Origin of the sequence: Dendronalium phyllosphericum CENA369, assembly GCF_016056275.1 — a bacterium.
Taxonomy (GTDB): Bacteria; Cyanobacteriota; Cyanobacteriia; order Cyanobacteriales; family Nostocaceae; genus Dendronalium; species Dendronalium phyllosphericum.
The window spans coordinates 1-14,912 of the sequence record NZ_JAECZA010000098.1; the positions used below are offsets into that span (position 1 = coordinate 1).

Genomic DNA, 14,912 nt, shown 5'->3' on the forward strand with positions numbered 1-14,912 from the left:
CTCCCCCTTCTCCCCCATCTCCCCCTTTTATTGACTCGTAACTCAGTACTCACTACCCAGTCTCCAATCCCTCATTTACACCTAGCTGTGAAAATTTTTTATTGGAGCTACTGGCTTAAGCACAACTCATGTATATGAGAGTTAAGCAAACTTGTAGGCTTTTGAAGTTTTTTTTGTGTAATTTACAATTAGAAATATAGTTTACTTAGTTTATAATTTTGTAGCTAAGATTGTAAGATATTCAGCAAGCATTCAGATGCTTCTTGGGCTTTTATTCATAGCTGTTTCTACTTTCACCAGTCCCCGATCGCGATTACTCAAGTTATTAAGGGTTAGCTATCAGTTATAAATAAAATCAAAAGAAGCAATACTTTCTCTACTCCTACTTGGAGACATTTGAGTTTTTTTAAACCACCCAAAAATAGATCGACGATGAAATTATTTCCCAGATTCAATTTTCAGCTAGGCAATCAGAGGTTGTTTACCACAAGCACCAAAAATGAGCCAACGATAATTTTATGGAGAAATGTTTAAAGTTTGTATGAAAGCTTTAACAAAACTCACAGATGTTTTTTTATCTTATTTCAGTTAAATCTGCTAATTATCTAATGATAGTATTGCCATGAATGCACATCGAGGATCTGCTGTGCTCAGTTCTGCAACTTTAAAAGTGCAGCCAGCTGCAACAGGACTGACTGAAAATCATCGCCTGCGGCTATTTTCTGGCTCTGCCAATGTACAACTGTCTCAAGAAGTCGCTCGTTATTTGGGGATGGACTTGGGGCCAATGATTCGCAAAAGATTTGCGGATGGAGAACTATACGTTCAAATTCAAGAATCGATTCGGGGTTGTGATGTTTATTTAATCCAGCCATGTTGTCAACCCGTGAACGATCACTTGATGGAATTGCTAATCATGGTTGATGCCTGTCGGCGAGCTTCTGCACGACAGATTACAGCAGTAATTCCCTATTATGGCTATGCCCGTGCCGATCGCAAAACGGCAGGACGAGAGTCGATAACTGCCAAACTGGTTGCTAACCTAATTACGCAAGCAGGTGCAAACCGCGTTCTCGCAATGGATTTGCACTCGGCTCAGATTCAAGGGTATTTCGATATACCCTTTGACCATGTTTATGGTTCGCCAGTATTACTGGATTACTTGGCGAGAAAAGACCTACCTGAGCTTGTGGTTGTCTCCCCCGATGTCGGCGGTGTTGCACGGGCTAGAGCATTTGCGAAAAAGCTGAATGATGCTCCGCTAGCCATTATTGATAAACGTCGTCAGGCTCACAATATTGCCGAAGTTTTAAATGTGATCGGCGATGTCAAGGGTAAGACAGCAGTCTTGGTGGATGACATGATCGACACAGGCGGCACAATTGCCGAAGGTGCACGATTACTGCGTGAGGAAGGAGCAAGTCGGGTGTATGCCTGTGCAACCCATGCAGTTTTCTCTCCGCCAGCAATTGAGCGGTTGTCAAGTGGCTTGTTTGAGGAAGTTATTGTTACCAATACCATTCCTTTGCCAGAAAGCCAGCGTTTTCCTCAACTAGTCTTGCTATCAGTAGCTAATCTGCTAGGAGAAACCATCTGGCGGATTCATGAAGATAGTTCAGTGAGTAGTATGTTCCGCTAGACAAAAGAATGTCAATTGAAGGTTGAAGCATTAAACATAAAGAATGAAGTATTAAAAGCGATTAATCCTTCATTCTTTTTTAATACTTCAGCCTCTTTATGAAGATGTTAATACATCGATTTGTTTCTAATTATTCTGCGATCGCAGTCATTTTACTTTAATTGCAGGCATCCACCAGCACCCAATAATATCAAAAAGCACCCTCTTCGCCTCCCAACAGCCTTGCCAAAAGATGATGTAGTCTCAGCCTAAAATTAAAATATCCATCTAGCTTGCCATAACATCATGAGCAGCGAAAAATTAACAGTGCAATCATTTGATACTGTCACTGATGAAGAATTAATGCTGATGAGTTCGCAAAACCCAGAACTGCGGTTTGAACGCAATGCTAATGGAATATTAGAAACTATGCCCCCAACTGGTGGAATTTCTGGTAATCGAGAAGCAAAAGCGGGAGCCTATCTATTCAATTGGGTAGAAAGTCAGGATTTAGGTGAAGTATTTAGTGCAAGTACAGGTTTTAGGTTAGCAAATACTGCTGTACGCTCCCCTGATGCTGCTTTTGTGGCAAAAGGACGTTTACCAGCAGATTGGGATAAGCAAGAAGACAAATTTATCAACTCAGCGCCAGACTTTGTTATTGAAATTCGTTCTAAAAATGACAGCTTAGAAAAACTTAAAGCCAAGATGGCAGAGTATATTGCAAATAGTGTGCGCTTAGGATGGTTAATTGACGGTAAAAATCAGCAAGCTTTCGTATATCGCCAAGATGGTTCGATTACGCAGTATCCAGCTACAGCAATTTTGAGTGGTGAAGATATTGTACCTGGGTTTACGTTGCCTTTGGCAAAATTGTTGTGAATAACCGTAGATTGTTCATTGGCTGGAATTATTGAAGGAGTAATTGCTAATGGCACTATCAACTCAAGTATCTTCTAATTTTTCCTTGGAAGAGTTTCTTCAATTACCAGAAACTAAACCAGCTAGTGAATATATTGCCGGACACATCTACCAAAAACCAATGCCCCAAGGAAAACATAGTATTCTTCAAACTGAACTATCATCTGCAATCAATCAGCTTGCTAAATTACGGAAGCTAGCTTTAGCATTAACTGAGTTACGTTGCACCTTTGGAGAACGTTCCATAGTTCCAGATATTGCGGTGTTTGAATGGTCGCGTATCCCAACTGATGCAGATGGAGAAATTGCTAATCGCTTTAACAGCTATCCTGATTGGACTATTGAAATTCTATCGCCAGAGCAATATCCTAACCGTGTAATTAATAAAATTATTTTTTGTATTAACCAAGGGACTAAATTAGGTTGGTTTATCGACCCCAATGATAAATCGGTAATGGTATTTCAACCTAATAAGCTACCGGAAGTTAAATATGATACCGATCTATTACCTGTTCTCGATGTGTTGGTAGATTGGCAGGTAAAAGCAGCAGATATTTTTAGTTTGTTGAAGATTAAATAATAGATGTAAAATACTACTTTTCCAGAGCTGTAATTTCTCTAACGTGCTGTAAGTCACGATCTTTTTGTCTATCCTGCGGAAAAATCGCTTGAGCTTCATCATGCTTGAAAAAGCAGCCTTTACAAAAAGCCTCGCAAATGTGACGATTACGCTAGAATTGTTAAAGGTTCTTTACAGAGTTTGCCGATCGCTTCTAATTCTGTTAAAACAGCCTAGCACTTAAATGTAAATCTAAAAATCCCCTCTCAAGTTCACCCAAATCCTCTATGACGCTCCCAATTCGTAACGTCGCCATCATTGCCCACGTTGACCACGGCAAAACCACCCTGGTTGATGCACTCCTCAAACAGTCCGGCATTTTCCGAGAAGGTGAAGACGTTCCGGATTGCGTCATGGACTCCAATGCCCTAGAACGGGAACGTGGAATCACTATTCTTTCCAAAAATACAGCGGTTCGCTACAAAGAGACGCTGATCAATATTGTTGATACCCCTGGACACGCTGATTTCGGTGGTGAAGTCGAACGCGTACTTGGCATGGTTGACGGATGTCTTCTGATTGTCGATGCCAATGAAGGCCCTATGCCCCAAACGCGCTTTGTACTGAAAAAAGCTTTGGAAAAAGGGTTACGTCCCATCGTCGTGATCAACAAAATTGACCGTGCCAAAGCCGATCCACACGTTGCTGTAGATAAAGTTTTGGATCTGTTCTTGGAATTAGGAGCAGATGAAGACCAGTGTGATTTTACCTATCTGTTTGCCTCCGGTATGGGAGGTTATGCCAAAGAAAGCATGGAAGCAGAAGCGGTAGATATGCAACCTCTGTTTAATGCGATTCTGCAACACGTTCCACCACCAGTCGGCGACATCAACAAGCCTCTGCAATTGCAAGTCACAACCCTAGATTATTCTGAATACCTGGGACGGATTGTAATTGGCAGAATTCACAACGGCACTATCCGCGCCGGACAGCAAGCAGCCCTGATTACAGAAAGTGGCGCAATTGTCAAGTCCAAAATCACCAAGTTGATGGGCTTTGAAGGCTTGAAGCGTGTCGAAATGGAAGAAGCAACCGCAGGTTATATTGTCGCGGTGGCTGGTTTCGCTGATGCTTATATCGGGGAAACAATTACTGACCCGAATGAACCGCAAGCCTTGCCATTAATTAAAGTAGATGAACCGACCTTACAAATGACCTTCTGGGTGAATGATTCGCCCTTTGCTGGTCAAGAAGGTAAGTTAGTGACATCAAGACAAGTGCGCGATCGCTTATTTCGCGAATTAGAAACAAACGTCGCCCTACGGGTTGAAGAAACTGATTCCCCTGATAAATTCCTAGTTTCCGGTCGTGGCGAACTCCACCTGGGTATTTTAATCGAAACCATGCGCCGGGAAGGCTTTGAGTTTCAGGTATCTCAGCCACAGGTAATTTACCGGGAAGTCAACGGTCAACCTTGCGAACCTTATGAACTCTTGGTGTTAGACATTCCTGCTGATGCTGTGGGTAGCTGTATCGAACGCTTGGGACAACGCAAAGGCGAAATGCAAGATATGCAACCAGGCAATGGCGATCGCACTCAGCTAGAGTTCGTCATTCCCGCCCGTGGTTTGATTGGTTTCCGGGGCGAATTCATGCGGATGACTCGTGGCGAAGGCATCATGAACCATAGCTTCTTAGATTATCGTCCGCTGAGTGGCGAAATTGAAGCTCGTAACAAAGGTGTTTTAGTAGCTTTTGAAGAAGGTATTGCTACTTTCTACGCCATGAAGAACGCTGAAGATAGAGGTTCATTCTTTATTACTCCCGGTACTAAGGTTTACAAAGGTATGATTGTGGGAGAACACAATCGCCCCCAAGACTTGGATCTAAACGTTTGTAAAACCAAGCAGTTGACCAACCACCGCGCTTCTGGTGGTGATGAACTAGTGCAATTGCAAGCACCAATAGATATGAGCCTAGAGCGTGCTTTAGAGTACATCGGCCCCGATGAATTGGTGGAAGTTACACCCCAATCAATTCGTCTGCGGAAGATGGCCAAGAAGTTGGCGAAACGCTAAGTAAAAAGTCTAATTTGATTTAGTAAGCCCGCATCAGCGGGCTTTTTAGTTTGTGAGTCATAGCATGACCTGACTTTTCACGGGAAGTCCTCAAACTCTCGTTAAGGCTGGGGGTAGGGGGTAGGGTGTAGGGAAAACAAGAAAGCCGGACTACACCCCACACCCTCGCTCATGCGTCCACATACCGTGAAAAGTCAGATAGCATGACTGCTGAATTCTGCTGAGATAAAAAAGGTGAGTCTTGCGACCCACCCCAAAAAAGAAGAGAATATTCTGTTGCTAATTAACCCAACAATTTCTTAGCCTTAGCTAACACATTATCAACGCTAAATCCAAACTTCTCCAGACAAACACCACCAGGAGCTGAAGCACCAAAGCGATCGATACTAACAACATCGCCTTCAGTACCCACATACTTGTGCCAACCGAAACTGGAGGCAGCTTCTACAGCCAAGCGCTTGGTGACAGCTTTAGGCAACACAGACTCTTTATAAGCTGCATCCTGTGCTTCAAACAAATCCCACGCAGGTAGTGAGACAACACGGACTTTCTTACCTTCAGCTGTAAGTTTCTCGCCTGCGGTGACAGCGAGGTTCAATTCTGAACCAGTGCCAATTAAAATTAGCTCTGGTGTACCATCAGAATCGACTACGGTGTATCCACCCTTCGCCACATGTTCCAGCGATGTACCTGCCAAGTTGGGGACATTTTGACGGGTGAATGCCAACAAAGTAGGAGCATTTTGTTTTGCTCGCTCAATGGCTACTTTGTAAGCACCAGAGGTTTCGTTACCGTCTGCGGGACGAATCACTGTCAGGTTAGGAATGGCGCGCAGCGAAGCTAGAGTTTCAATTGGTTGGTGCGTCGGGCCGTCTTCACCTTGTCCGATGGAGTCGTGGGTCATTACCCAAATCACCCCAGCTTGGGAAAGGGCAGATAAGCGGATTGAAGCCCGCATGTAATCTGTGAAGATCAAGAAGGTAGCACCGTAAGGAATTAATCCCGAATCGTGCAGCGCAATACCATTACAGATTGCACCCATACCGTGTTCCCGCACGCCAAAATGGATATTGGGGTTTTGGTATTGCCCTTTTTGAAAGTCACCCTGACCCTTGATTTCAGTCAGGTTGGAGTGGGTTAAGTCTGCCGAACCACCAATTAACTCAGGTAAAACTGCTGCTAGTTTGTTAAGGCAGGTTTCTGAGTGCTTGCGGGTGGGTAATGCTTTATCTTCAGCAGTGTAAGTAGGTAGTACCTTATCCCAACCATCGGGGAGTTTGCCGTTCAAGTAACGTTCAAACTCAGCCGCTTCTTGGGGATACTTCGCTTTGTAGTCGGCGTATATCTTGTTCCAGTCTTCTTCGTAGCCTGCGCCGCGTTCTACTGCTTTACCTGTGTGGTTGAGGATATCTTGGGGAACTACAAAAGGTTCGTATTCCCAACCCAAATTTTTACGAGTCAACGCCACTTCGTCTCCACCCAAGGCAGCGCCGTGAACGCCAGCGGTGTTTGCTTTGTTAGGCGAACCGTAACCAATGGTGGTTGTGACCTTGATGAAAGAAGGCTTATCGGTGACAGCTTTAGCCGCTTCAATTGCTTGAGCAATTCCTTCTAAATCGGTATTGCCATCTTTGACGTGTTGGACATGCCAGCCATATGCCTCAAAGCGCTTAGAAACATCTTCGGTGAATGCCACATCTGTGGAACCGTCAATAGAGATGTGGTTGTCGTCGTACAGAGCAATGAGTTTGCCTAATCCCAAGTGACCCGCGAAAGAACAAGCTTCACCAGAAACTCCTTCCATGTTACAACCATCACCTAAAATGACGTAGGTGTAATGGTCAACAAGCTTCGCTTCGGGTTTGTTATATTTGGCGGCAAGGTGTGCTTCCGCGATCGCCAAACCGACTCCATTGGCAATTCCTTGACCTAATGGACCTGTGGTGACTTCCACGCCGGCAGTCATGAAGTTTTCGGGGTGTCCGGGGGTTTTGGATTCCCACTGACGAAATTGCTTAATGTCCTCAATGGACACGCTGTCGTAACCATATAGGTAGAGCAGGGCATACTGTAACATTGAGCCGTGCCCGGCAGACAGGATAAAGCGATCGCGGTTAAACCACTTGGGATTTTTCGGATTAAACCGTAAATAGCGATCCCATAGTACAAAAGCCATGGGAGCCGCGCCCATCGGCAGCCCTGGGTGTCCCGATTTTGCCTTTTCTACGGCATCAATAGCCAAGAAGCGGATCGAGTTAATACAAAGTTCTTCGAGGGATTGGGTTGCAACAGCCATAATCTCTTGTTGTTAACGACGGGTTAGCACTCTCTAAGCTTCTCTTTTGCCGGGGTTGTTTTTAACAGTTAACAGTTGACAGTTATCAGTTATGGGTTTTATTCATTAGGTTTAAGCTTTCCACTTGACTGGTGGTTCGCTCTTTGTGGCAGGTTCAATTCCCTACCATCAGCCTAGTTACCGATCGCTGATAACCGATCGCTGATTGAAATTTCCCCGCACTATCTTCATCATCCCATTCCAGATTGTCGATCTACAAGCGGGATCTCCTGAGTTTCTGGTGATAAATCAAGCTGATAAATGGGTCATGCTGAACGCTAGATTCAGATATGAATGTTATTTATGATACTTTTTTTTGGCGCTCTCAGGAGAGACGATTGCAGGCTCAGGTTATGAAGTATGAAGTTAGTCCACCTCCAAAAGGATGAAGTTTGAGTATTGGAAAAAGTTTGTTTTTTTCGCGCTACTTGGGGGTAAAGCATGTACCAATGGGTTTATATTTCATGCTTCATCCTTTAAACTTGGTAACTTCTTCGACTTCTTTAGTCTTAAAGATTTTAGGGATATTTCTTAAAGGCTAGTGTGACATTATGACCACCAAACCCAAAAGAATTGGATAGAGCTACCTCGACTTTTTGAGCGCGGCTAGAGTTAGCAACGTAATCTAGGTCACACTCTGAATCGGGATTTTCTAAGTTGATTGTTGGTGGAATTTTATCGTTAGCGATCGCCAGTACTGTTGCCACTGCTTCAATTCCACCAGAACCACCCAAAAGATGACCCGTCATAGATTTGGTAGAACTCACAGCTATTTTATAAGCATGGTCGCCCAAAGCTTTTTTCATTGCTGCGGTTTCAGTCGAATCATTCGCTGGGGTGCTAGTGCCGTGAGCATTGATATAGCTCACTTGTTCTGGGGTTAGTTCTGCATCCTTTAATGCCAGTCGTATTGCTCTGGCGGCTCCTTCACCTCCGGGTACTGGCGAGGTGATATGGTAAGCGTCACAGGTCATACCATAACCGACCATTTCCGCATAAATACGAGCGCCGCGACTAATGGCATGTTGCAATTCTTCCAAAACTAAAATTCCTGCACCTTCACCCATGACAAAGCCATCGCGATCGCGGTCAAAAGGACGGCAAGCACGAGCGGGGTCGTCATTGCGAAAAGAGAGTGCTTTGCAGGCAGCAAATCCAGCCACACCCAAGGGTGTAATTGCTGCCTCTGTGCCGCCACAAATCATAGCTTGGGCGTAGCCCCCTTGAATCAAGCGAAAAGCATCTCCTATGGCGTTGGAACCAGCAGCGCAGGCTGTGACGGTACAGGAATTTGGCCCCTTAGCACCAATGTGAATTGCTGTCAATCCAGCCGCCATATTGGCGATCATCATTGGAATCATGAATGGACTACAGCGATCGGGGCCGCGATTGAGGTAGACGGTTTGCTGGTCTTCCAAAACTTTCAGACCGCCGATACCAGAACCAATCATCACCCCTATTTGTTCTGCGTTCAGTTCATTGATCGTTAACTTTGCATCCAACAGGGCTTGTTTTGCAGCCGAAACTCCAAATTGGGAAAATCGATCCATGCGCTTGGCTTCTTTGCGATCCATGTATTCATGTGGATCGAAATTTTTTACCTCACCAGCAATTCGGCAATCATGACTAGACGCATCAAATAAGCTGATATAATCAATGCCATTGCGTCCACTCAACAATCCTTCCCAATATTGGGCTGGCGTATTCCCAATAGGTGTAATCGCGCCCACACCCGTTACAACAACGCGTTTACGTATATAATCTGTCATGACTCAGTTAAAGATAGCGAAAAAGAAGGTACTAGGGACTGGGGACTAGGTACTGGGTAATGGGTACTGGGTAATAGGTACTGGGAAAGAGATAGAAATATAGTCATAATTCTTTCTAATTCCCGCTCCTCAATCCCCAATCCCCAATCCCCAATCCCTAATCCCTAATCCCCAATCGCTTTTTAGGCGGATGTGGCAACTTTGTTGTTGATGTAATCCACCGCTTCTTGAACCGTTGTAATTTTTTCGGCGGCTTCATCAGGAATTTCGATATCAAATTCTTCTTCCAAAGCCATTACTAGTTCAACAGTATCTAGTGAATCAGCATTTAAATCGTTGGCAAAATTAGACTGAGGTGCGATCGTATCTGCCTCAACACTTAGTTGTTCAGCAACGATCTTCTTTACTTTTTCAAAAATTTCCGATTGGCTCATAGATAAAATTCCTTGACCAGTTCCTATTAACCGCTCTTTATGGGCGACATGGTTTTGAGCATATACATCTTATCGTCAAGCGCGATCGCCCGGATACTAGCAAGTGGTTTTCTGAAAGAAAAACTCTCCTGCTTTACTTTCTACAATGGGATAACTACTTGCATTGCATAGTAGGTTCGTACCACACGATGATTGATATTTTCCTCGTAAATGTCACAAAGAAAACACCGCCTTGCTTTATCAAAGCAAGGTTGGGCAGGAAAACTCGTATGGGCGATCGCATATCGCGTGTAAATGCTTTTGACCGATTCTTACTTCTTACTAAATTTTTGGGCGAATGTCCAAAGAGGGATACAAATCCTAGTCAGTATTATCTGGCAGGGATGATAAAACAGTTATTATCGGGGGGAATTGCCCTAACCCTAACATACTTATTATGCTATCTTACACACTAAAATACGCTTACTTTCCTGGCTGTGTTGCTCAAGGAGCTTGTCGGGAATTGTACCAGTCAACTCAAGCCCTCACCCAGGCATTGGGCATTCAACTAATTGAATTGAAAAAAGCTGCTTGCTGCGGTTCGGGTACGTTTAAAGAAGATTCTCAATTACTGGAAGATACTGTCAACGCCAGGAATATTGCTTTAGCAGAAGAATTAAATCTGCCCCTACTCACCCATTGCAGTACTTGTCAGGGTGTAATTGGTCATGTCAACGAACGTCTGAAAGAATGTCAGACAACCAAGCCTGCCTACATCGAGCAAGTAAATGGTTTGCTGCAAAAAGAAGGTTGTTTGCCTTATCGTGGCAGTACCGAAGTGAAACATCTCCTCTATGCGCTAGTAACAGATTACGGTTTAGAGGAAATTAGCAAACGTGTTACTCGACAGTTGACTGGATTAAAATGTGCGGCTTTTTATGGCTGCTATCTTCTGCGCGCTCAAAAATCCATGCCTTACGATGACCCCTTCCAGCCAGAAGCGATGGAAAACGTATTTCGCGCAGTGGGAGCAACACCAATTTATTATCGCGGTCGTACTCAATGTTGCGGTTGGCCTCTTGCTAGCTACGCCACTACCCAATCTTTCAAAATGGCAGGGATGCATATTCAAGAAGCCTTAGCAGCTGGTGCTGATTGTTTAGTAACGCCTTGTCCTTTGTGCCATCTGAATTTAGATTCTCGCCAGCCAGAAGTGGAAAAAGTCATCGGTCGCGAGCTAGGTTTACCAGTACTGCACTTACCCCAGTTAATTGCATTGGCACTAGGAGTTAGCCCCAAGGAACTAGGTTTAGAACGCCACATTGTTTCCACAAAGCCAGTGTTAGAAAAGTTGGGAGTCAGTAGTTAGTAGTCAGGAGGTAGGGGAAGCAGGAGAAGCAGGGGGAGCTGAGGGAGAAATAATAACTACTCTTACCTGTTCCCTGTTCCCTTGCTCAACTGACAACTGACAACTGACTCACTTTTGCCCTAGTTGACGTTGCAATTGTTTCCAGAATTGATACATTTGTGGTAGACGGCTATAAACAGCAGCCACTTTTAAATATAGTTTGTGGGGCATGGCTGGAGTTCCAGAGAAAATTTCTCCGGCTGGGACATCACTAAGTATTCCCGCTTGAGCAGTGGCGATCGCACCATCCCCCATTTTCGACTGATTGGCAATTCCTGACTGTCCTGCCAAGATGACGCGATTGCCAATTATTACGCCTCCCGCCATGCCAGACTGACCTGCAATTGCACAGCCAAAACCTATTTTGCAACCGTGTCCTATTTGTACTAAATTGTCAATTTTTGTACTACGTCCTACGCGAGTTTCGCCGACGGACGGGCGGTCTATGGCGCTGTTGCAGCCAACTTCTACGTCATCTTCTAAGATTGTATAGCCAGATTGTTCCATTTTGAACCAACCAGTCTGGATAGGCACAAAGCCAAATCCTTCTGCACCAATCACTGCACCGCTATGAATTACACAATCCGCACCAATGCGGGTGCGTTCGTGGATGGTGCAGTTAGCATGTAAGGTAGTGCGATCGCCTATTCTTACATCTGGATAAATTACCACATTGGGATGAACGATCGCGCCATCACCAATTTCTACTCTTTGCTGAATCACCACATGGGGGCCAATGTAAACATCGCTACCAACCTTTGCTGTGGAGTGAATTACAGCAGTGGGATGAATTTCTGGAGTCGGGCGGTATGGTTGGTAAAATAATCTGATTGCTTTGGCAAACAACAGTTTTGGATCTGGTGTAACTATCCAGGCAATACCGCGTTCTTGTGCCTGTACCTGTAATGTTTTGTCTTGAGGCAAAATTAAAGCACTAGCACCAGTTTTACCCATACCAGATGCATATTTGGCTCCTTCTACATAGCTCAAAGTACCACTTGTGGCTAGATCGATGGCTGCTAACCCCGTAATTTCTGGGTCTTGGTCTTGGTTAGCTGTGAGACTATTGTCAGTGGCAATATCGTCAAGTTTTTTTACAATTTCACTAAATTTCATTTTTCGTGTATTCAGAAATCATCTCTTAAGGCAAGATTATTGTCGCTCTTTGTAAAGATTATGTTCTGTGTATGGCAGGAAATCACGTAAAGAAAGATTGATTACAAAATATGTATAGGAATCCGATTTGATTTATGAAAAATTTAAGTATCTGTAGTATCTGTAGGGTGTGTTCTTGCGTAGTATAACGCACCAAAGCCTTCAGATGGTGCATTAGCCAGAGGCATAACGCTACTACGTGTATTTCACAAATCAAATATAAGTCCTATAGAACATAAAACATTGTTAAATTACTGGTTCTTGAATTTACTTGATAAGTTTCTACCATATGAGTAACTAAATGGATTCGCTAAATTAGACTAAGTACAATGAGGTACATCTTAGTGTATTGGTGGTTCAAAATTATTTTTTTCAGCACACATAGACTAAGAAAAATCTATTTTTGGTATACAGTTCTAATAAAAAGTAATGATAAATATTTCACAACTAAAAAATAAGGCCGATCGGTTTCTACAACGTACCAAAATTACATACTACGATTGGAAGAAGCCACAGTTAGTTAAGATTAACGGAATTACAGTTCCAGTTATTGATAATGTACCTAGAGAACTTCAAGAAGCATTGTACGCAGGAACTTATGAAAAATATGAGTTAAAGATTGTTGAATCTCAGTTGCAACAGAATGATGTTGTCATGGAGTTGGGCACTGGAATTGGCTTAGTTTCTAGCTTTTGTGCCAAGAAGATTGGCAATAACCGAGTGTTCACATATGAAGCTAACCCAGTATTAAAACCTGTAATTTGGAATACATATACTTTAAATAATGTTTCTCCTAATTTGGAAATGTGTATGTTAGGAGAAAATGTTGGAGAACAAACGTTTTATATAGCAAAAGGTTTTTGGGAGTCGTCTATTGTTCCATATCAAGATGGACTTCAACCCATTAATGTACCTGTAAAGTCATTCAATGAGGAAGTAAAAAAAGTTAATCCTTCTTTTCTAATTCTGGACATCGAAGGAGGAGAATACGAATTTTTTCACTATGCAAATCTTCACAACATCCAAAAAATTGCAATGGAGTTGCATAAACGAATTATTGGTGCGGAAAAAGCTAACTTTGTCAGGTCTAAGCTGATTGCATCTGGTTTTCAACTAAATGAAAAGATTTCTTTTAGAGGCAGGGAACTGTTTTGGGAAAAACATAACTAGTAATTCGTAATTCCTAAATTCCTGCCCCTAATTACTAATAAGATTTAGTCAAACTAGAAGCTTTGCAACGCTAATTTTCATCTTTGTGGAAGATTCTAAAAGCGTTACGCCGGAGCTAAAAACTTGGCTACTGTTTGGACATCTTTATCACCACGTCCGGAGCAGTTAATCACAATGCGAGGACTGCCACTAAGTTGAGGAGATAGGGTTTCTAAGTAGGCGATCGCATGGGCTGTTTCCAATGCTGGTATAATCCCCTCTAACCGCGAAAGTTGCTGGAAAGCTGCCAAAGCCTCTTCATCTGTCACACTGTAGTATTCAGCGCGATTAGTATCCTTCAAATAGCTATGTTCTGGGCCTACGCCGGGATAATCTAACCCCGCACTAATTGAGTGGGCCTCAATGATTTGTCCATCATCATCTTGTAGTAGATAGCTCATCGCTCCGTGTAATACACCAACCTGTCCTTTTGTCAAGGTTGCAGCGTGTTTTTGTGTATTAACACCTTCTCCTGCTGCTTCAATTCCAATTAACCGTATAGATGGCTCGTTGACAAACTCATAGAATAGCCCCATAGCGTTGGAACCACCACCTACACAAGCCATGAGAATATCAGGTAAACCGCCCCACTTTTCCATTGCTTGGGCGCGAGTTTCTTGTCCAATCACTGCATGGAAATCGCGTACCATCATCGGGTAAGGATGGGGGCCTGCTACCGAACCGAGAATGTAGTGAGTATTTTCTACATTCGTTACCCAATCTCGAATTGCTTCAGAAGTCGCATCCTTGAGAGTTCCCGTTCCCGCCGCCACTGGACGTACTTCTGCTCCCATCAGCCGCATTCTAAACACGTTTAAAGCTTGGCGTTCCATATCGTGAACGCCCATGTAAATTACGCATCCTAGCCCAAAACGAGCGCAAACTGTTGCTGTTGCCACTCCATGTTGTCCAGCACCTGTTTCCGCAATAATTCGCTGTTTGCCCATACGCTTTGCCAACAATACCTGACCAAGGGCATTATTGATTTTATGAGCGCCAGTGTGATTTAAATCCTCGCGTTTTAAATATATTTGTGGGCCTGTGCCATCTGGTTTAGCATAACGAGCAGTCAAGCGTTCAGCAAAATACAACGGTGTAGCGCGTCCTACATAATCTCGCAGTAGTTGTTGTAGTTCTGCTTGAAAATCAGAGTCATTGCGGTATTGTTGATAAGCTGTTTCTAGTTCAGCAAGAGCAGGCATCAGCGTTTCCGGAACGTACTTACCGCCAAAGCGTCCAAAGCGTCCTTGTATATCGGGAACTTGAGCAGTTGCTGGGGAATTTGGAGAGAGGGGAGTGGTAGTCACGGCTGATTTCGGTGATGGGAATGACTTAATTATTATATGAAAATTGGGAGTAGGGGAGGCAAGGGGAGCAGGGGTGAAAAATTACAACTGACAACTGGCCAAGCCCCGTTGGGGCGGGGTGTGGGGTGTAGGGTGTGGGG

11 protein-coding genes are annotated in these 14,912 nt (G+C 43.8%); 6 read left to right on the forward strand and 5 right to left on the reverse strand.

The window, feature by feature from the left end:
- The first annotated feature begins 622 nt into the window (after nucleotides 1–622).
- From I8752_RS18850 to typA, 4 genes are all read left to right on the forward strand, one after another.
- Nucleotides 623–1,639: a ribose-phosphate pyrophosphokinase gene (locus I8752_RS18850; protein ID WP_214433834.1), complete on the forward strand. Its 1,017-nt coding sequence runs from the start codon at nucleotides 623–625 to the stop codon at nucleotides 1,637–1,639.
- Between the two features lie 285 nt (nucleotides 1,640–1,924).
- Nucleotides 1,925–2,500 carry a Uma2 family endonuclease gene (locus I8752_RS18855; protein ID WP_214433835.1) on the forward strand — a complete coding sequence of 192 codons (576 nt, stop codon included), beginning with the start codon at nucleotides 1,925–1,927 and terminating at the stop codon, nucleotides 2,498–2,500.
- A gap of 49 nt (nucleotides 2,501–2,549) precedes the next feature.
- The gene (locus I8752_RS18860; RefSeq protein WP_214433836.1) at nucleotides 2,550–3,119 is read left to right on the forward strand and encodes a Uma2 family endonuclease; all 570 of its coding nucleotides are present in this window, start codon (nucleotides 2,550–2,552) and stop codon (nucleotides 3,117–3,119) included.
- Between the two features lie 266 nt (nucleotides 3,120–3,385).
- Nucleotides 3,386–5,176, forward strand: a complete 1,791-nt coding sequence (gene typA / locus I8752_RS18865) for a translational GTPase TypA (RefSeq protein ID WP_214433837.1) — start codon at nucleotides 3,386–3,388, stop codon at nucleotides 5,174–5,176.
- A 283-nt stretch (nucleotides 5,177–5,459) separates the two neighbouring features.
- On the opposite strand, the gene tkt is transcribed toward typA, so the two are convergent.
- The 3 genes from tkt to acpP form a co-directional block, all read right to left on the reverse strand.
- Nucleotides 5,460–7,472, reverse strand: a complete 2,013-nt coding sequence (gene tkt / locus I8752_RS18870) for a transketolase (protein ID WP_214433838.1) — start codon at nucleotides 7,470–7,472, stop codon at nucleotides 5,460–5,462.
- A 557-nt stretch (nucleotides 7,473–8,029) separates the two neighbouring features.
- On the reverse strand, nucleotides 8,030–9,280 hold the full coding sequence (gene fabF, locus I8752_RS18875; RefSeq protein ID WP_214433839.1) for a beta-ketoacyl-ACP synthase II: 1,251 nt from the start codon (nucleotides 9,278–9,280) through the stop codon (nucleotides 8,030–8,032).
- A gap of 182 nt (nucleotides 9,281–9,462) precedes the next feature.
- The gene (acpP, locus tag I8752_RS18880; RefSeq protein WP_214433840.1) at nucleotides 9,463–9,714 is read right to left on the reverse strand and encodes an acyl carrier protein; all 252 of its coding nucleotides are present in this window, start codon (nucleotides 9,712–9,714) and stop codon (nucleotides 9,463–9,465) included.
- Between the two features lie 436 nt (nucleotides 9,715–10,150).
- Between acpP and I8752_RS18885 the strand changes: the two genes are divergently transcribed.
- The gene (locus tag I8752_RS18885; RefSeq protein ID WP_214433841.1) at nucleotides 10,151–11,062 is read left to right on the forward strand and encodes a CoB--CoM heterodisulfide reductase iron-sulfur subunit B family protein; all 912 of its coding nucleotides are present in this window, start codon (nucleotides 10,151–10,153) and stop codon (nucleotides 11,060–11,062) included.
- A gap of 108 nt (nucleotides 11,063–11,170) precedes the next feature.
- Here I8752_RS18885 and lpxD read toward each other — a convergent pair whose 3' ends face one another.
- Nucleotides 11,171–12,217: a UDP-3-O-(3-hydroxymyristoyl)glucosamine N-acyltransferase gene (gene lpxD, locus I8752_RS18890; RefSeq protein WP_214433842.1), complete on the reverse strand. Its 1,047-nt coding sequence runs from the start codon at nucleotides 12,215–12,217 to the stop codon at nucleotides 11,171–11,173.
- 468 nt (nucleotides 12,218–12,685) lie between these two features.
- On the opposite strand from lpxD, the gene I8752_RS18895 reads away from it, so the two are divergent.
- Nucleotides 12,686–13,426, forward strand: a complete 741-nt coding sequence (locus tag I8752_RS18895) for an FkbM family methyltransferase (protein ID WP_214433843.1) — start codon at nucleotides 12,686–12,688, stop codon at nucleotides 13,424–13,426.
- Between the two features lie 104 nt (nucleotides 13,427–13,530).
- On the opposite strand, the gene trpB is transcribed toward I8752_RS18895, so the two are convergent.
- Nucleotides 13,531–14,772 (reverse strand): tryptophan synthase subunit beta, encoded by a 1,242-nt coding sequence (gene trpB, locus I8752_RS18900; RefSeq protein WP_214433844.1) that lies wholly within the window; start codon nucleotides 14,770–14,772, stop codon nucleotides 13,531–13,533.
- Nucleotides 14,773–14,912 lie beyond the last annotated feature (140 nt).

Coding starts and splice junctions, on each gene's coding strand:
- fabF (WP_214433839.1), bottom strand. CDS start 9,280: ATGACAGATTATATACGTAAACGCGTTGTTGTAACGGGTGTGGGCGCG.
- acpP (WP_214433840.1), bottom strand. CDS start 9,714: ATGAGCCAATCGGAAATTTTTGAAAAAGTAAAGAAGATCGTTGCTGAA.
- I8752_RS18855 (WP_214433835.1), top strand. CDS start 1,925: ATGAGCAGCGAAAAATTAACAGTGCAATCATTTGATACTGTCACTGAT.
- I8752_RS18850 (WP_214433834.1), top strand. CDS start 623: ATGAATGCACATCGAGGATCTGCTGTGCTCAGTTCTGCAACTTTAAAA.
- typA (WP_214433837.1), top strand. CDS start 3,386: ATGACGCTCCCAATTCGTAACGTCGCCATCATTGCCCACGTTGACCAC.
- I8752_RS18895 (WP_214433843.1), top strand. CDS start 12,686: ATGATAAATATTTCACAACTAAAAAATAAGGCCGATCGGTTTCTACAA.
- I8752_RS18885 (WP_214433841.1), top strand. CDS start 10,151: ATGCTATCTTACACACTAAAATACGCTTACTTTCCTGGCTGTGTTGCT.
- tkt (WP_214433838.1), bottom strand. CDS start 7,472: ATGGCTGTTGCAACCCAATCCCTCGAAGAACTTTGTATTAACTCGATC.
- lpxD (WP_214433842.1), bottom strand. CDS start 12,217: ATGAAATTTAGTGAAATTGTAAAAAAACTTGACGATATTGCCACTGAC.
- I8752_RS18860 (WP_214433836.1), top strand. CDS start 2,550: ATGGCACTATCAACTCAAGTATCTTCTAATTTTTCCTTGGAAGAGTTT.